Annotated in this window: 18 protein-coding genes; 13 read left to right on the top strand and 5 right to left on the bottom strand. The window is 63.8% G+C overall.

The genetic code is table 11. The features are described 5' to 3' along the window. Positions 1-61 precede the first annotated feature (61 nt). The 4 genes from AC2D10_RS17365 to AC2D10_RS17350 all read left to right on the top strand — a co-directional run bounded on the left by AC2D10_RS17365 (position 62) and on the right by AC2D10_RS17350 (position 3063). Positions 62-574, top strand: coding sequence for a DUF6098 family protein (locus tag AC2D10_RS17365; RefSeq protein ID WP_484709405.1), 513 nt, complete (start codon positions 62-64; stop codon positions 572-574). Next, positions 574-1323 (top strand): MBL fold metallo-hydrolase, encoded by a 750-nt coding sequence (locus tag AC2D10_RS17360; RefSeq protein ID WP_484711871.1) that lies wholly within the window; start codon positions 574-576, stop codon positions 1321-1323. The genes AC2D10_RS17365 and AC2D10_RS17360 overlap by 1 nt, the downstream gene beginning before the upstream one ends. Positions 1324-1399: 76 nt before the next feature. Continuing rightward, positions 1400-1990, top strand: a complete 591-nt coding sequence (locus tag AC2D10_RS17355) for a DUF4383 domain-containing protein (protein WP_484709404.1) — start codon at positions 1400-1402, stop codon at positions 1988-1990. Positions 1991-2088: 98 nt separating this feature from the next. Next, on the top strand, positions 2089-3063 hold the full coding sequence (locus AC2D10_RS17350) for an SDR family NAD(P)-dependent oxidoreductase (protein ID WP_484709402.1): 975 nt from the start codon (positions 2089-2091) through the stop codon (positions 3061-3063). Positions 3064-3238: 175 nt separating this feature from the next. Here the strand turns inward: AC2D10_RS17350 and AC2D10_RS17345 are convergent, their stop codons facing one another. Beyond that, entirely contained in the window at positions 3239-4333 is a 1095-nt protein-coding gene (locus tag AC2D10_RS17345; protein WP_484709401.1) for a carboxylate-amine ligase, read from the bottom strand. A 79-nt stretch (positions 4334-4412) separates the two neighbouring features. Between AC2D10_RS17345 and AC2D10_RS17340 the strand changes: the two genes are divergently transcribed. Continuing rightward, positions 4413-4586, top strand: a complete 174-nt coding sequence (locus AC2D10_RS17340; protein WP_484711870.1) for an Orn/Lys/Arg family decarboxylase — start codon at positions 4413-4415, stop codon at positions 4584-4586. Here AC2D10_RS17340 and AC2D10_RS17335 read toward each other — a convergent pair. Continuing rightward, positions 4583-6367 (bottom strand): N-acetylglutaminylglutamine amidotransferase, encoded by a 1785-nt coding sequence (locus tag AC2D10_RS17335; protein ID WP_484709399.1) that lies wholly within the window; start codon positions 6365-6367, stop codon positions 4583-4585. The two genes, AC2D10_RS17340 and AC2D10_RS17335, sit on opposite strands and share 4 nt — an antisense overlap. Before the next feature lie 522 nt (positions 6368-6889). Here AC2D10_RS17335 and AC2D10_RS17330 point away from each other — a divergent pair. Then, a complete protein-coding gene (locus AC2D10_RS17330; RefSeq protein WP_484709398.1) occupies positions 6890-7822 on the top strand; it encodes a PDDEXK nuclease domain-containing protein in 933 nt (310 codons plus the stop codon). Beyond that, positions 7762-7908, top strand: a complete 147-nt coding sequence (locus AC2D10_RS17325) for a hypothetical protein (RefSeq protein ID WP_484709397.1) — start codon at positions 7762-7764, stop codon at positions 7906-7908. Before AC2D10_RS17330 ends, AC2D10_RS17325 begins: the two co-directional genes overlap by 61 nt. A gap of 132 nt (positions 7909-8040) precedes the next feature. Here AC2D10_RS17325 and AC2D10_RS17320 read toward each other — a convergent pair whose 3' ends face one another. Continuing rightward, positions 8041-8190 carry a hypothetical protein gene (locus AC2D10_RS17320; RefSeq protein WP_179516243.1) on the bottom strand — a complete coding sequence of 50 codons (150 nt, stop codon included), beginning with the start codon at positions 8188-8190 and terminating at the stop codon, positions 8041-8043. A gap of 312 nt (positions 8191-8502) precedes the next feature. Beyond that, a complete protein-coding gene (locus AC2D10_RS17315; protein ID WP_484709395.1) occupies positions 8503-8754 on the bottom strand; it encodes a DUF2188 domain-containing protein in 252 nt (83 codons plus the stop codon). A gap of 549 nt (positions 8755-9303) precedes the next feature. On the opposite strand from AC2D10_RS17315, the gene AC2D10_RS17310 reads away from it, so the two are divergent. The 6 genes from AC2D10_RS17310 to AC2D10_RS17285 all read left to right on the top strand — a co-directional run bounded on the left by AC2D10_RS17310 (position 9304) and on the right by AC2D10_RS17285 (position 15356). Next, on the top strand, positions 9304-10176 hold the full coding sequence (locus AC2D10_RS17310; protein WP_484709394.1) for a DNA methyltransferase: 873 nt from the start codon (positions 9304-9306) through the stop codon (positions 10174-10176). After that, positions 10070-10720 carry a DNA methyltransferase gene (locus AC2D10_RS17305; RefSeq protein ID WP_484709393.1) on the top strand — a complete coding sequence of 217 codons (651 nt, stop codon included), beginning with the start codon at positions 10070-10072 and terminating at the stop codon, positions 10718-10720. Before AC2D10_RS17310 ends, AC2D10_RS17305 begins: the two co-directional genes overlap by 107 nt. A 174-nt stretch (positions 10721-10894) precedes the next feature. Further along, a complete protein-coding gene (locus AC2D10_RS17300) occupies positions 10895-11740 on the top strand; it encodes a serine/threonine-protein kinase (protein ID WP_484709392.1) in 846 nt (281 codons plus the stop codon). Then, entirely contained in the window at positions 11737-12906 is a 1170-nt protein-coding gene (locus AC2D10_RS17295) for a hypothetical protein (RefSeq protein ID WP_484709390.1), read from the top strand. Before AC2D10_RS17300 ends, AC2D10_RS17295 begins: the two co-directional genes overlap by 4 nt. A gap of 1053 nt (positions 12907-13959) precedes the next feature. Continuing rightward, positions 13960-14541, top strand: coding sequence for a recombinase family protein (locus AC2D10_RS17290; protein ID WP_484709389.1), 582 nt, complete (start codon positions 13960-13962; stop codon positions 14539-14541). A 260-nt stretch (positions 14542-14801) separates the two neighbouring features. After that, positions 14802-15356 carry a hypothetical protein gene (locus AC2D10_RS17285; protein WP_484709387.1) on the top strand — a complete coding sequence of 185 codons (555 nt, stop codon included), beginning with the start codon at positions 14802-14804 and terminating at the stop codon, positions 15354-15356. 424 nt (positions 15357-15780) lie between these two features. Here the strand turns inward: AC2D10_RS17285 and AC2D10_RS17280 are convergent, their stop codons facing one another. Continuing rightward, positions 15781-16770 (bottom strand): NADPH:quinone oxidoreductase family protein, encoded by a 990-nt coding sequence (locus AC2D10_RS17280; protein WP_484709386.1) that lies wholly within the window; start codon positions 16768-16770, stop codon positions 15781-15783. Positions 16771-16803 lie beyond the last annotated feature (33 nt).

Raw genomic sequence — 16803 nt, 5'->3', positions numbered from 1 at the left:
TCACGGGTCGGTGATTGTCAATGCCCTGACCGGCTGGAGAGGCACCTCATACCCTGAGAACGTGGCCTTCTCCTCGCATCATGCAACTGACTTTCCGCATATACCCAGCAGCCGGGTTGAGCCGGGGATTGCGGTCGATGAGTTGCGTCGCGTGGGCCACCTGGTGCAGCTCGCTGCCGTCGTCCGGGCATACCCCGGACTGCACGTCCGCTACTCGGCCGGCCCGGCCGATGATGCGAGGCGGAACAGCATCGACACCGAGAGCGGGCTGGAACTTCCGGGACTGTCGGTGAACCCACTCGACGCCGAAGCGTGGTGGACACGACCGTTGGAGGACTGGCTCGCACGACAGCTCTCCCAGTATCGCCACCTCGCGGAGAAGGACCCCGAGCGGGTCGCGTGGATCCTCCGAGGAGAGTTGTGCGGTCGCGGGCCTGACTGCGAGCCGCTGCTGCGGAACGTGGAGCCGGTGGCCATCCTCGACGAGCAGCTGCTGGACGAGGCCCGTGAGAGGTACACGATCGCGTTCGACGCCGGTCGTGGGCCCGCGGACGGCGAGAGCGGGCGCCCGTGATGCGGGCACGCGCGTGGTCGGAGGTCAGCCCGGGACTGTTCCGCATCTGCGTGGCTGACGTGAACTGTTACCTGTTGCAGACGCCCCACGGGCTGACACTTTTCGATGCGGGCCTCCCCCGCACAGAGCCCGCGCTGCGAGACCTGCTCACTCATCTGGGCGCGAGGCTCTCCGACATCGACGTGCTGGTCCTGACACATGGTCATTTCGACCACGTGGGGATGGCGCGAAGAGTCCGCAGCGTGGGCGCGCCCGTGCTGGTGCATCCGCGGGATGCGGAGCTGGCGCGGCATCCATACCGTTACCGGCCAGCCTCACCACGGGTCCCCTACCTGCTCACACACCCGAAAGGAATCCCGGTGATTGCCCGGATGGCCGCGAACGGAGCCCTGATGGTCAGAGGTGTCCAAGCGTCAAGCCGCGTCTATCACGGACATCCCGTCGACGCGCCAGGTGCGCCCATCGCGCTGTGGACTCCCGGACACACCGGTGGCCACTGCGCCTACTTCCTCGAAGATCGAGGCGTACTGATCTCGGGTGATGCCCTCGTCACACTCGACCCATACACCGGCGAGGCAGGACCACAGATCGTGGCCCGGGCCGCTACCGCCGACACAGCCGAGGCGATGCGTTCCCTCGACACGCTCGCTCACACAGACGCCTCGCTGGTGCTGCCCGGACACGGTGAGCCTTCGGCGAACGGCATCCGGTCGGACGTCGCACAAGCATTCAAGCGCGGACCCCACTGAGCTCAGGGGTTGACATCGGCATCGGCGCGAAGATCCAGACCGCTGCCTGGACTCGTGGCCGCGCAATCATTACGGCGTGGGCACTGCCACGTCAATCCCCTCTTTGCGGATGATGCATCTCACTAACGTCGGACACATCATCACTGCCCGGTGGCCCGCCGGTCCGTGCACCCCACAGCTAAGGAGCACCACCATGAGCACCTCTGCGGAAATCACGACCGGTTACGCCAAGACACCAATCCAGAAAGTCGCCCTCGTCGTCGGGATCGTCTTCCTCCTCGTCGGGATTGCCGGATTCATCCCCGGTCTCACGCATGGCGGCCACCTCCATGGCGCAGGAGCCGACTCGGAAGCGCAGCTCCTCGGGCTGTTCCAGGTCTCTGTACTGCACAACTTCGTTCATCTCCTGTTCGCCGTAGCCGGCATCGCTGCCGCCGCGCGCGCCCGGGGTTCCCGGCTGTACCTCCTCATCGGCGGGGCGTTGTATCTCGTCGTCTGGATCTATGGACTCATCGCCGTGAACAACGACCAGATCAACTTCCTGCCGGTGAACGACGCCGACAACTGGTTGCACCTTTTCCTCGGCGTCGGCATGATCTTGCTGGGCGTCTTCGTTTCTCGCGCCTCCCGTGTGGACCGGTCTGACGCCCGAACGCCCCGCGTGTGATCTGATGAGAGCGATGGCGCACCGGGGTCCGTACAAAATGGTGGGATTGCTGCCTTCATCCCCGGGCTCACCCACCCCGCCAACGGGCGCGGTCCCGGATGGTTCAGGGTGATGACGTGACTCACCCGGGTGGGTTGGTTGTCGTCGTGACGGGTGCGTCGAGCGGGGTCGGTCGCGAGGTTGCGCGACGCTATGCCCGTAAAGGTGCCAGGGTCGTACTCGCGTCTCGAAGCCTTCAAGGGCTTGAGACCGTGGCGCAAGAGTGCCGTGACCTGGGCGGTGAGACGCTGATCGTCCCCACCGACGTCTCCCACGAGTCGGCTGTGGAGCGACTGGTCTCCGCAGCCGTGACCAGCTTCGGACACATCGACGTATGGGTGGGCAACGCTGGCGTGTTGGCATATGGTTCCTTCGAAGATCTCCCCTCGGAAGTATTCCGAAAGGTGATCGAGACGAACCTCATGGGGCAGGTGCATGGCGCTCGCGCAGTGCTTCCCCAACTGCGTCGACAAGGCTACGGATCTCTTGTCATCGTCGGATCCCTTTTCGCCCGTGTCGGCGCACCGATGATCTCCCCCTATGTGACCAGCAAGTTCGGCCTCCTAGGCTTCACCGAGTCCCTGCGCCAAGAGCTTCGCGGCAGCGGTATCCGACTCCGGGTCGTTCTCCCCGCGACCATCGACACGCCGGGCTACCAACACGCCGCTAACGTCACGGGCCGACACGTTCGCCCCCTTCCCCCGGCGCTTTCTCCTCAGCGAGTGGCGCGAGCGATCGTCCGCGCACCACGCCGCCGCCGGTTCGCAACCCACGTGGGCCGAGTGCAATTGGCCGCCTCCCTCCCGGCGCACCACCTGGCACCGCGCGTGTACGACGTGGCCGTGTCCTGGATGATGCATCACGTGCAACTCCACGGCAGAGGCTCTGATACCTCCAGCGGTACCGTGATGCTACCCACCGGAGCGGCCGACCCCGTGGCTGGGGGATGGCGTTCCGCCCGGCCCCGCGTACTGCTTGCCGCTGCTGCCACGGTGACGCTTTCGATTGTGTACGCCCGACGCATGCGGCGGTGAAGGAGCGCTAACCTCGTCTCGCTTGAAGGTGGTGCTCGAAGCGCCGGTAGGGGTTATGGCGAAGGGTCATGTCCATGACACGACGCACACCTCCAAAGGACCGCGTCAGGGCGGACGTCGTGGTCGCTGACGACGCGCCACTGCTGCGGACAGGCGCCTGACTGAGCAATCTCGATCAGGCGATTGCCCCCGACGTCTCGCTTGTACAAACCGCATGTACGACGTCGTCCATCCGCCCACGACGTGCGAACTGGTCACGCTGCCAGTCCGCCCCGGTGCCGCGTTCCAGAATGGCGAGCACTCCCCTCTCCACCCGGTCGCCGTCACCCGTGGCTGATAGCCCCGGTTCCACGTAGCTGAGCAACGCTGCGACTGCGGTGTCCGGAGAGCACGGCGAACCGGTGAGCGGATGAACGTGGTCGCCCCGCATCCCGCTCAGCGCCGCCTGCCACGTCGCGAGTCGCAGGAGTCGCTGGTCGGCACCCCTCGGTGCGACCCCTTGACGCCATTCCTGGGCGGCGGTCTCGACGAGCCCCCGGCACAGAGCAGCGATCGTGACCGCGTCTTCCTCGCGGAGGCAGACGTCGGCCACGCGAATCTCGAGTGTTGGATGATGACGTGAGAGCCGAGCGTCGAAATACAGCATCCCGGCGTCGACGAGGGTTCCCGTGCCAAGCAACGATCTCTCATGCTCCCGGTAGGCCGCCTCCGAGCCGAACATAGGATTGGGCCCCGCGCAGGGCCAGCGACTCCAGACGTCGTTGCGGTAGCTCGCGTAGCCGGTGTCCGTTCCCTCCCAGAATGGCGAGTTGCTGCTCAGCGCGAGAATCGTCGGCAGCCATTCGCGGATTCGGTCCAACGCTTCGACGCCCTCTCTCGGCGAGTCGACAGAGACGTGCACGTGGAAGCCGCACGTCAAGGTGCGTCGCGCAGTAACGCCGTACCGCTGCATCATCTCCTCGTATCTGGGCGAAGGCGAGCTATGCGGCGTCACGGCGAGAGGCGAGGTGGCGAGTGGGAGCGCTCTAGCTCCCACAGCGCGCGCACTCGAATCGGCACGGCCGCGTCCCTGAGCGATCCCATCGGCGAGCTGCTGCACCATAGAGCATGCAGGACCGACGACCTCGAGCATCTCTTGCTGGATCTCCGCCTCCAACGACGGTGCGCCGAGTCCGGACTGCCCTTCCAGGATGCGAGGTGCGACCGCCACCGGCAGCCCGGTCTTCTTGCTGACCAACAGCAGTTCTTCTTCAACACCGAACGTTCTCATGGGGACATTCAGTCAAAACCGCGCTGGTGCGGACAGAGACTTGACTTCTTCGGCGCCGGCCACGGATTGAGCGGAGCACATCACACCGCGGGAACAGATCACACCGTATCCGCCGAGAGTCCCGGTCGTCCTTCCCGGCGAACGGATCAATTCAGCAGTGATGGACTACCTGACCACAGGCGTGACGGCGGGAATGGTCATCCGCGATGCCGCCGACCCCGAGCTGAAGACGGTGCGTGTCGTCCGGTCCTAGACGCGGTCCACGTGACGCTGGAGCCAGATCTCCAGCGTCGCCATCTTCCACAGGACGTTGCCACCGACCTTTGTCATTGCAGCGTTCGGGGTTTCGAGCATCCGCTCTACAACCTCCTGGTGGAAGATGCCACGTGCACGCGCTTCGGGTGCGCGAAGAGCCTGTTCCACCCGATCGAGCACGCTGCCCGAGAGATGCTGGAACTGCGGTACGGGGAAGTACCCCTTCTTGCGGTCAATAACCTCCGACGGGAGCATCTGGCGACCGAGAGCCTTCAACACGCCCTTACCTCCGTCTGCGATCTTCAATCCAGGTGGGCACGAGGCGGCGAGCTCTACCAGTTCGTGATCCAGGAACGGCACGCGGGCCTCGACACCCGACGCCATCAACATGTTGTCGATTCGCTTGACCGGGTCATCGGGCATCAACAGATGGATGTCCGCCCGCAGGACTGCGTCGAGTGCGGTGCTCGCACCCGGGGCATCGAGGTGCGCACGCAGAACCTCCAGGCTCGCATCGAACGACGGGAGCTGCTCACTATCCGCCAGCCTACGAAGGGTCTGGTCATCCTGGTCGACGAAGTGCGCGATCATAGCAGCTAGTGCGTCTTCCCTGGCGGCATTCGCGGCCGCCAAGTGATAGCGGTACCCCGAAAACACCTCATCGGCACCTTGACCCGACAACACCACCTTGTTCTCCGCGCCGACCGCGCGTCCCAGCAGGAAGAACGCCGTGGCATCGTGCGTGCTCTGCGGCTCCGACATCGCCCCAATCGCATCGTCGAGCGCAAGAGCGAGCTGTTCATCCGTCACTCGGATGCGGCGATGATCCGTTTCATAGGCAGCAACGACCTGATCTGAATACGCGAACTCGTCCCCGGCCCTACCACCGTGGCCTTCGAAGCCGATGCTGTACGTGGGTACGGAAGTGCGGCCCTCCTCGGCCAGCAGCGCGACCAGAAGGCTTGAATCAAGACCGCCGGACAGCAGCACACCCACCGGTACGTCACCGGCGAGCCTGCGTCGTACGGCGGAACGGAGCGACTCGTGCACGCGATCGGTCCACCCATCGGCGGAGACGTCGGCGTCGCGCGGCTCCCGTTCATACTCGGGTCGCCAGAACAGCCGGTCCGTGTACTCGCCGTGCTCGTTGATCGTGCGAACGGTCGCTGGCGGCAGCTTTTGCACTCCCGCCAGCACTGTTCGTTCGCCGGGAACGATCGAGTGCCAGCTCAGATAGTGATGGAGTCCGACAGGATCGAGAGTTGTATCGACGTCACCGCCGGCGAGCAGGGCGGGGATGCTTGAGGCGAAACGAAAGTGGCGTCCGTCACCGGAGATGTACAGCGGCTTGATCCCCAGCCGATCCCGTGCCATCACGACACGACGCCGTTCTCGGTCGACGATCACGAACGCGAACATTCCCACGAGATGGTCGACGACATCCTCGCCCCATCTGCGGTATCCCATCAGGATCACCTCCGTGTCGCTCAGCGACTGGAAGCGTGAGTCGCTCGACAGTTCCCGCCGGAGCTCGTCATGGTTGTAGATGCACCCGTTGAAGACGATGGCGCTCCCCGTGACCTCGTCAACCATCGGCTGCGCGCCCCGATCGGAAAGATCGACGATGCTCAGTCGTCGATGTCCCAACACGGCCCAACCGCAACTCCACATCCCCGTCCCGTCCGGTCCCCGAGGAGCCTGCGCGGACACCGCTTGAGCAGTACGCCCGAGGGGCACTGCGCCACGAAGGAAGTCAACCTCGCCCGCAATCCCGCACATCAGAAGCTCGCGGCGCTGATACAGACACTTCGAATGCGTCGGCCGGAAGTCTTATCAACCATCGCATTGGTCTACGCGATCGCGACGCTCTGCGGTGGGGGGTTGACTATCGTCGAGCGTGGTGCCGGGCTTGGAACCACGCCGCACCGACGGCTTCCGCTCATAGCGACACACGCTCGTGCCTCCCCGCAGACTCATTACAGCCCCAACGCAGCGGACGACGTCGAGGGAATCGTTACAGACGCCACGTGTAGCGGTCTTATGCTCTGCCATCACGCGTCCGGGGGTGGTTCGCTTTATGTCCGCGACCCATGGACCTCCCGACATCAACTTTGATTGGAACCGCTATAGCCGATAGTTCCAGTGTGCGGGATCGCGCTGCGTGATCGTGTTGTTGGTCGTCGCCGTAGGAACAGCGCATGGGGCCGAGATCAGCACTGCGACCACCCTCCCCGATCGCTTCCCAGGGTCGTGCGGAGCCCGAGGTGATGGCCGGTCTACGGTAGGGGCATGAGTGAACTTGTGCCCGACGACTACGCGGTCACACTCGACGACCTGAAACGCCACGTCCACGCCGCACGTCTCCGCGTACAGCGAAAGGCCAACAATGAGCTCTTGCGGTTGTGGTGGCAGATCGGGCGCACGATTCTTGACAGGCAGCAGCGGGCCTCGTGGGGCGACAAGATCCTCACCCAACTCGCCTCCGACCTTCGCGCAGAGTTCCCCACGATGAACGGGTTCTCCGTCACCAACCTCAAATACATGCGGCGATTCGCTGACACCTGGACGGAGCCAGATCCAATCGGTCAACGACCCGTTGACCAATTGCCCTGGGGTCAGGTGATCGACCTCATCACCAAGCTCGACGACCAATCTCACCGCGATTGGTACGCCGCGAAGTCCGTCTTCCACGGGTGGAGCCGCCCGGTCCTCGCGCACCACATCACCACCCGACTGCACGAGCGGGAATCGGCCGCACCGAGCAACTTCGTTGCTGCTCTCGAGCAGTCTGATTCAGACCAGGCGCAAGAGATGACGAGAGATCCATACGCGCTGCAATTTCTCGCCGTCGACGGCGATGCGACCGAGCGGGAGCTCGAGCAGCGTATGGTCGACCGGATCCTTGACACGATGCGCGAACTCGGCCCCGGGTTCGCGTTCGTCGGGCGACAGGTCCACCTCGATATTGACGGTGACGACTTCTACATCGACCTGCTCTTCTTCCACATCGAGCAACTCCGGTACGTCGTCATCGAACTCAAGACAACGAAATTCGATCCTCGCGACACCGGCCAGCTCGGGTTCTACGTCGCCGCCGTCGATGACCGTCTACGCACCGAGAAAAGCACCAGCCCACGGTGGGCATCCTCCTCGTGGCGGGGAAGAACGACACCGTGGTCCGCTACGCGCTCGCATCCACAGCCCAGCCGGTTGCGGTCAGCCGGTACGAGCTGACCGAGGACGCTCAAAGAGCCCTGCCCGACGAAGACGCCATCACACGAGCGTTTTCCGACGAGATGGCCCGTGACATCGAACGCTGACCCCGGGATGCTCGCATGCTTTCGCCGCCCACCACTCCCCCAGGTTCAGACGCTGCCCCGCCGATAGGGGTACTTATGTCAGTCTGATTTTGGGCAGAGTCCTCCTTAACCATTGGCGTTGGGCGCTTTTTGCTACTTGCTCCGCTTGGCCCGGATCAGTCGAACGGCGAGCTTGTTAGCTCGCTTCGACAGAAGGGGCAGCAGTCGGCAGGTGACCTGGCCGGCTGCGATCAGCAGAGCAGGCAGCAACAGCGGATCCGAGAACAGGCTCGAAAGATCCACGTTGCGACCTCCCCTCTGGGTGGTCCGTCCACGAAACTGTGGACGGTGGAACGCGGCAATAGCCGCGAACGTGGTCCGTGCGTGCGTGCCCTTGGGCCGCGGCTCCGGAATAGCTCTTAACGACAAAACCCGGCTCAAGGCCGGGTTCGGGGCGCACGACTATCGCGCACTGTCACTCTAGGGGGGTCCAACGGGATCGGGCGGCTACGACACGCCGTAGGGGTGGAGCCTCGCGCAGGAGCTGGTCATTCTGACGCTAGGGGGTGACAGTACTCTGTCGGCCGCTCGCCACGCCGGCGTGTGAGAACGCGCTTAGCGCGTGTCCTTCCGCGGCGACTCGTTCTCGCGACCTGAGTCGGAGTCGCGAAACTTGCCGTCTCGACCCCGGATGCGGATGTCCCCACGCCCTCCACCGGAGTTGTCGACGATCTCCCGTGCGCGGTCGATCGCTTCCTTCTGGGTGTTGAAATGACCGGATGAACGCTCTGCATTCTCCTTCTTCACGTCCCAGCCGCCACGATCCTTGTTTTGGACGACGTACCGGTCCTCGTCATTGTTGGCCATTGCGGTCCTTCCCGCTGAGTTGGGCTCACGGTACATCTCAAGCCGTGGAGTATCAAGAACCTCATCGACGAGCGCGGTCTCATCCCGCTGGCCCTGGGTGGGCGCCAGCTGTAGCCGTCAAGTTCTGGCGCGGACCCCGCACTCGGCACAAGATGCGCTGCCGCTACTCTGGGCGAGTGGCGACAGCAGACTTAAACCAGCTCTTCTACGGAGACAATCTTGAACGGCACGGCGTGGTCGGCGTCGCGGTCGAGTACCGTCTCGCGCCCGAGCATCCCGGTCCCGCACAGTACGGAAGATGGACTCGGCGTCCGTCGACCTTATATACCTAGACCCGCCCTTCAACAGCAACGCTGTCTATAACGTCAGCTTCGCTAACGCTGGAGACGCGACGGCGCAGATCCAGGCTTTCGATGACACCTGGCGCTGGACTCCCGAGACATCCGCCACATACGACCAGCTCGTCAACGGCGGGGGGCTTCCCCCCTGGCAGCCGAGTGCCTCACCGCGGTACGAGCGCTTGCGAGGGAATCTCCCCTCACCGCCTACATGGTCGCGATGGCACCCCGGCTCGTAGAGCTGCATCGAGTCCTCAAGGACACAGGTTCTCTGTACCTGCATTGCGATCCCACGGCCTCCCATTACCTGAAGGTCATGCTGGACGCGATCTTTGGGCCGACCATGTTTCGCAACGAGATCATCTGGCGACGCACGGGCGCGCACAGTCCGCGCAACTCATTCGGTCCCGTTCATGACGTCATCCTGTTCTATACGAAGACCGCAGCCGCGTACTTCAAGCCGCTCACTCGGCCGTATTCTCGCCAGCACGTCGAGAGTCGCTACACGCATGACGCTCAGGGATGGAAGTTCACATCGGGTGGGAACGTGCTCACTGGTCCTGGCGTTTCAGGAGGAGAGTCCGGCAAGGAGTGGCGGGGGTTCGATCCCTCCGTAAAGAATCGTCACTGGGCGATTCCCGGCTTCGTCAGCGAGCAGATGCCCGCGACTTTCGCAGCGCTCGGCGTACTCGACAAGCTTGAAGCTGCCTTTCAAGCCGGACTGATCGAGATCACGGCAGGGAAAGCCTGGCCGGAACCGGTCCGGTACTTGAAGCCCACAGACGGCACCTCCGCCGGCGACATCTGGGCTTATCAGCCGGGGACAGCTGGAGCGCTCTGGGGCACGGACGCCGCAATCGACGAAGATGTGATGTATCTGGGTCCGACTTCCCCTGAGCGGCTCGGCTACCCGACGCAGAAACCGGTGGGCCTCCTGGAACGCATCATCAGGGCCTCATGCCCCCCCGGACGGTGTTGTGCTCGACCCGTTCTGCGGATGTGGCACGACCATTGCAGCGGCCCAGAAGCTCGGGCGGCGATGGATCGGCATCGACATCACGTTCATTGCGATCGACCTCATTAGGAATCGTCTGGCGGACGTATTCGACGACGTCGAAGGCACCTACGAGATTCTTGGGATCCCTCATGACCTCGCCGCCGCTCACGCCCTCTTCGAGAAGTCGCACTTCGAGTTCGAGCGCTGGGCAGTTTCGCTCGTGCACGGAACTCCGAAGGACAAGCCGGGTGGAGACAGCGGCCATGACGGCCTCGTCCGGTTCTACAAGGGGAAACGCTTGAAGCCGGGTCACGCCGTCGTCAGCGTGAAAGGCGGCAAGCAACTCAACCCCGCGATGCTTCGCGACCTCGAGGGCACGGTTCACAGGGACCGTGTTGCTGAGGCGGGCATTTTGATAACACTCTGGGAGCCAACGACCGGGATGCGGAAGTACGCAGACCAGGCACCGACCTTCCCCGACCCAGTAGGCAACCCGTATCCGACGCTGCAGATCCTCACCATTACAGAACTGCTCGCGGGTAAAATCGCGAAGCTTCCTCCGATCATGAGACCGTACACCCAGGCAGACGCGGTGATTGAGAATACTGCCGTGCCTCTCTTTGACTTCTGAGCCGCCAGGATATTGCCGCTTTCACTCGCGTGTGTGTGGAGCCTGTAGCAAGTCCGACACCTGCTTGGTGATCTTTAGGTCAGCAACGCGGTGACAGGGCTTGAAGACGAGGCTCGACACGCCGCACGAGACCGCCGAGTCCAAACCTTAGCCCTGGCTCGATAGGTTCAAGCCATGACTGTCGCAGATGACCAGCTCGTAGAGGAAGCAGTCGCAGCGCTTGGCCTGACCGATGAAGGGCCAATAGGTGCTGTCGGTGGCCAGAAAGCTGTGCACCGCGTCTCGCGAGATGGGCGGACGCTCGTACTCAAGGTTGTGGCTCTCGAGTTCACTACCGACGAGACTTTGAAGCGCGCAGAGAGGGAGGTGCAACTCCTCGCGAGCATCGACAACCCCAATGTGGTCAAGGTCGAGTCCGAGCTAATGGAGCTGGGTATTCCCGTGCACGCGGCAGCCTGGATCGAGGAGTATCTTGATGGCGACGACCTGGGAAACCTGATTGGGAACACCCCGTGGTCGTGGGCCGACACGAAGGCCATGGGCATCCAGGTGGCCAACGGCTTAGCTGCGGGCCACGAGAAGTCCGTCATTCACCGTGACCTGAGCGCCAACAACGTGCGCCGCCTGAGCAATGGCACGTATAAAGTGCTTGATTTCGGGTTCGCACGCCATACGCTCCGGTCAGGTCTGACGGTTGCGGGCCAGCCGGGAACAAGGGGCTACCTCACGCCGGAGCACCTGAATAGCTACAGCGGCGGTCCCATGCAGATGTCGGATGTGTTCCAGGTTGGCATCCTCATATATACGGCGTTGAGTGGCGTCTCCCCGTACCCATGGACCGGCAACGATAACGAATACATGACCCGTCTGCGCAGCGGAGCCATGATTCCACTCGGCACGCACAGAGCGGACTTGTCAACCGAACAAGTCGAACTGGTTCACCGGGCCTTGCACCCGCAACCCGCACGACGATTTCGAAATGCCGCCGCGTTGCGCGATGCACTGGAGGCGACCCCGTGACCACGTTCATCGAGGACAGCCCCCGCTCATTTCAGGCTGGCTGGATTACACGGGCCCACCAAGCGGGCACAGCAACGGGTGCTGTGATCACGCCATGGGCGACACCCTACGTTCACCGCGGCGGGCCTGGTCTAAAACCGGGAGTCGAAAACCGCGTTCGCGAGCTGCGCGACGCCGGGGTGGCCGTGTGGTTCGATGCGACCACTCACGCACTCCAAATGCCTGGCGTGGGTGACTTTCGGTATTACGCGGAGTACAACCTCTGGGGCGGGCCGGTCGGGGACCTTACTCAGGATGCCTATCGGCGCGAACACGTGCGCCGAGTGTTCAAGCATCAGACGGAACTAGGCGTCCCACTGGTCGCGCCCGCTCCTCTGCTTCCGTCCGGACTCAACAACGTCAGCACGCTTGCGCTCGACACAGCTCGGGTGGCCCTGGAACTCCAGCCGACAACCTGGTTCACCGTCGCAGGCGTTGGAACTTTCTGGAGAGACGGACATGACCTCGATGCCCACGTAGGAGCACTCGCGGCACTTGCTCCCCAAGGCTGGTTCATCTCCTTTGTGCAGCCGGATAACGAACTACCCCCGAAGCTCACTGCGGAAGAGGTCTACGGCATCTGTCGCTCTGTGCGGGCGCTTAGCGAGTACGCTCCCGTACACGTCTCGCACGGCGACTTTGCCGCTCTCCCTGCGGTTGCGGCGGGCGCAACCACAGTCGGCACAGGGTGGGACAAGCGCCAGCGCGTCGTGTCGTACGCGGACTACGCGCCACGACCCGAGACGACGGGGCAAGCGAGTTGGTACGAGCGCCCCAGCTTCCTCGGCCTCCTCGGGACGCTTGACCGCAAGACGGACGGCGCGTTGCTCCAGCAGCAGGACGCGGCGCTGTCGACGCGGCTGGGTGGGGTTGCACCCGTACCGAACGCGGAGGGAGCTTTCCAGCACCACGTTGCTCAGCTCGATGGCGCGATTCGGCGCATCCAGGGGGTTGGGCACTCCTACCGCCAGCGTTACGACGAGTTAGACCGTATGTACACCGAAGCGTCCACGAACTGGGCAGCGGTCCAAGCTGCGACCGGCTTGCGCGACCGCTCCAATCTCTGGGTGAACGCCTATCAGCAGGGGTTACGCATGTACGGGCACAGCGAGGGCTGGATCGTATAGGCCCGCCCGAGTCGCTGCTGTAAAGAGCTCCCAGGACTGAACGCGCCGCCGCGCCGCGGTGTGCCCAAGCCGAGGTCGAACAGCCCAACGCCCCGCAACCATGAGGCCACCACGGTCGTGGACGACCTCGGCTTCAAGGGCAGTCTGGGCGCGAGCGGAGATCTGTCCCATAACCAAGACGTAGCTGTCGGCCCAAACGCCGTAGGTGCGCACTTGTCGAAGCGCTGAACGCCAATCCTCCACCTTTGCCTCGATGGCGTATAGCCGCCCCCCGGGCTCCAGCGCATCGGGACGCACGTAGCGATCGGCTCCGACCTCGATCAGGGCGCCGCGCCGAACAAGACCCTTGAGTCGGTCCGTAATCGCAGCCACGGGCCACCCTTGAGCCCTGGCGAGATGCGCAGCGCTCAATGCGCGGCGCACATGCGCTGACGAAACCAGGCCTGCCTCCAACTCATTGAGAACCGGAGCGACGTCGAGACGATGACGACGCCGTATGAGGTCGAGGTTGCCCACGTAGGCCGTGAAGTCCGGGATTCCGAATGGTCCAGCAAATTCAGGAACGACCACGAGACCGCGGCTTGCTCCAGGCAAGCCCTGGGCGGCGGCTAACGCATGCTGGTGCAGCCCGCGTTCCTGGACGGGCTCGAAGCGCCGACCAGCCCGGGGATTGGCGGTCGCGATCTCAAGCGCGTATGCCATCATCACCCTCCATCGGATCGACTCTAGTACTACCCAGCCTTACCAGCGCAGGGCCAGGCTGCGACCCCCAGCTGTCCCAAAGATCAGGAGGGCACGCGTCGGGCAACAAGCGCGCGACGAACGCTCGAGGCGCCGACCCCGAGCACGTGGCCGATGTTTTCCAAACCCTGACGCCGGACCCTGGGATAGCTGTCTCGCATCCCTAGCCTTACGAGGCGTCTCGCTCGACCCGGCGCGAACCAGACGAGCTCGCCGTGATCACGCGCCGATCAAATTCTCATAACTACGTGTCGCAACCGCTGGTTCACGAACCGGTACGCGAGGTTAGTTACGAGACAGGAAGCGGCACAGATGACGAAGCTCATTGGGTATGCGAGAGTGTCCACGCGGCAGCAATCCACCGACCGGCAAGAAGCGGATCTGCTCGCCGCCGGCATACGTCGAGATGATCTCTATGTTGATCGCGGAGTCTCGGGCGCGCGCGCGTCGCGGCCGCAATTCGACCTCGCGCTTGCGGCGCTGGAGGCCGGCGACACATTGGTCATCACAACGTTGGACCGGCTCGGTCGCTCCACGCAGAACATGCTCGCATTCGCAGACGAGCTGCGTAGCCGCGGCGCCGGGCTGCGGGTACTCAACCTTGGCGGCGGCGGCGTCGACACATCCACCCCGATGGGATCGATGCTCTTCACCATCATGGCGGCGCTCGCTCAGATGGAGCATGAGATCAAACGCGAACGCGTCACCGATTCCATCGCCAAACGACGAGCCGCCGGCCACGACCTCGGCGGCCGGCCACAACGTATCACCGACAGCCAAATCCGCAACGCTCTCCACCTCGTCGAAGCAGGCCAACCCGCCGCTCAAGTTGCTCGAGACCTCGGTATGTCTCGAGCAACGTTCTACCGACGCTCTCGAACCCTCACAGACTGACGGTCTCTTCTACAGGCGGCATGGGGAGCTGCGACCGTTCCTGGAGCAGCGGGCTCACAGCCGCGCCGAGCACGGCCTTGCCGAAGTGCCGGCGCGTTCGGGTCGTGGCAGATCCATTCTCAGCGAGTTGCGCGGCTGGTCATTGACGCCCGTCGCTCTTCCGAAACGATCGTTCCTGTCAGGCGATTCGATCGCGTACCGTTGCCGACATGCACGAGCTTTCACCGCAGACGCCGTCTCCGCCGGAGAGGCGGAACCACGTGAAGCCGTGGTGGCAGCCTCCCGAAGATGCTGTTCCCGCCATTCTTCCCATCGTCGCTTCGATCGTGAGGACCTCGACGGCCGCCCTCACTCTCGTCGGCGCCCACGTGTACCGCGAGGGCGTTGAGTTGTTGCTCGAGCGACGGATGCGACGCTGGGGCGAAACGGATGATGAGTGGCAAGCGAAGATTCGTGACTTCCTGCAGACCCCCGACAAACCGGCTGTGCCTGGTGGAAGCGAGAGCTTGCAGTACTCCGTCATCACGGACGGTGAAGAGGTGTTCGCGAACTCCCTATTCCGCGGCCACGCGAACGTGAACGAAAAGCCATCGAGCCTCTCGGTGATGCGCACACGTCCTGGGGCTAGCGGCGACCTGTGGCTGTGCGAATCGAGTGAGGGGCTATGGTTGTGGCCGTTGCCGACCGTCGATCATCTCGAGCTAGTGGTTCGATGGCCCGCTGTCGGAGTCGCAACCGCTTCAATCACCGTCCTAACATCACAGCTAGAAGAGATGTCGCGACAGTCCACGCTCCTGTGGGACACCACGCCGTAACGGTCATCTCAGATAGACGCGCTGGACTGGCTCATCGGGACCATGGGCTGCTTGCGAGCCCTCATCGACTGACCATCACCTGACGCCACGTAGGGGCGAAAACCAGGTGTGGAACCCCGCCGAAAACCAGGTATGGGCCCCGCCGAAAACGGTATCGCTGAGGTTGCGGCGGAATTCGGTTTCGGCAGGGGGTTTCGGCGGGTTGTTCCTCGGCGTGTCGCACTCCTGGCTATCGGCGTCGACCAGCCTGCCGTAAACGATCGTTATCGGCAGGGTACGCGCGAGGGCTCGTAGACGATGCTGCAAACGCTCGCCATAATCGGCACTCGGCAACGCTTTTCGACTGGTGGGACCGCGGCTTTAGTCCACCAACAAGCGGGAGGATCCTCAGACCGCCCGGATCCGGCTCGTGCTCCTAGGTCCGTCAGCGCACAGTCAGGACGATCTTCCCGCTGGCCCGGCGTTCATCCAGGGCCGCGATGGCCCCCGCTGCATGATCGAGAGGGACGACCTCTGTGATCACCGGTGCAATCTCCCCGCCTGCAACGTGCGGAAGCAGCCGAGTCCACTGTTCAGGTAGCGATACGCTCGAGACCGGCATGAGGCCTTCCCAGGCGACACCGATGATCGTCGTATTCGTCAGCAGCAGTCGGTTCACCCGAACGGTGGGGATGCTGCCGCCAGTGAATCCGAGGACCAGCAGTCGCCCGCGGGTAGCGAGAGCGCGCAGGGAGTCGGTGAAGCGCTCCCCACCGACGGGGTCGAGGACCATGTCCACGCCGCGTCCGTGTGTGAGTCGGTGTGCTTCTTCGAGGAAGTTGTAGGGCGAGATGGTTTCGTCAGCGCCGACCCGCCGCGCAAGCTCTGCCTTCTGCGGTGTGGACACGACGGCGATGACTGTCGCGCCTCGCAGTTTGGCCTGTTGGATGAGCGCCACCCCCAGTCCGCCGGCTGCTCCGTGGATCAGCACGGTCTCGCCGGAGCGCAGCTGGCCGCGTTCGACGAGCGCGAAGTCGGCGCTGAACACGTTGATCGGCATCCCCGCGGCGTCGACGAAGCTCACGTTGTCGGGCAGACGCGAGATGCGGTCTTCCGGGGTGACGACATACTCCGCGAAAGCGCCGCTGCCCGCGACTCCGAGGACCCGGTCGCCGGGCGTGAACCCGCTATCGGCGTCGGCTTCGACGACGACTCCGGCGAACTCGCAGCCGACCGTGAACGGCAGCGGGATCCTGAGCTGGTACTCGCCTCGTGACTGCAAAACGTCTGGATAGGACACCCCAGCCGCATGGACCTCCACCAGCACTTCGCCGGCGGTGCGTGTGGGTAGCGGGATGTGCTGCACTTCCAGCAGGCGGGGACCGCCGTGGGTGGTGTTGCGCACCGCGCGCATGGTGGTGTGGGGCTGTGACATCGGGTATCGGCTCTCGTGTGTTGCGTAGGGGCG

It is taken from the genome of Microbacterium sp. PI-SA-G (assembly GCF_057215335.1).
This window is presented reverse-complemented; position numbering and strand designations above follow the sequence as displayed.

What these genes read in the sequence shown, in the direction of transcription:
- AC2D10_RS17335 (WP_484709399.1), bottom strand. Translation starts at nt 6,367, where the DNA reads ATGTGCGGGATTGCGGGCGAGGTTGACTTCCTTCGTGGCGCAGTGCCC.
- AC2D10_RS17280 (WP_484709386.1), bottom strand. Translation starts at nt 16,770, where the DNA reads ATGTCACAGCCCCACACCACCATGCGCGCGGTGCGCAACACCACCCAC.
- AC2D10_RS17290 (WP_484709389.1), top strand. Translation starts at nt 13,960, where the DNA reads ATGACGAAGCTCATTGGGTATGCGAGAGTGTCCACGCGGCAGCAATCC.
- AC2D10_RS17360 (WP_484711871.1), top strand. Translation starts at nt 574, where the DNA reads ATGCGGGCACGCGCGTGGTCGGAGGTCAGCCCGGGACTGTTCCGCATC.
- AC2D10_RS17300 (WP_484709392.1), top strand. Translation starts at nt 10,895, where the DNA reads ATGACTGTCGCAGATGACCAGCTCGTAGAGGAAGCAGTCGCAGCGCTT.
- AC2D10_RS17315 (WP_484709395.1), bottom strand. Translation starts at nt 8,754, where the DNA reads ATGGCCAACAATGACGAGGACCGGTACGTCGTCCAAAACAAGGATCGT.
- AC2D10_RS17310 (WP_484709394.1), top strand. Translation starts at nt 9,304, where the DNA reads ATGGTCGCGATGGCACCCCGGCTCGTAGAGCTGCATCGAGTCCTCAAG.
- AC2D10_RS17350 (WP_484709402.1), top strand. Translation starts at nt 2,089, where the DNA reads ATGGTTCAGGGTGATGACGTGACTCACCCGGGTGGGTTGGTTGTCGTC.
- AC2D10_RS17345 (WP_484709401.1), bottom strand. Translation starts at nt 4,333, where the DNA reads ATGAGAACGTTCGGTGTTGAAGAAGAACTGCTGTTGGTCAGCAAGAAG.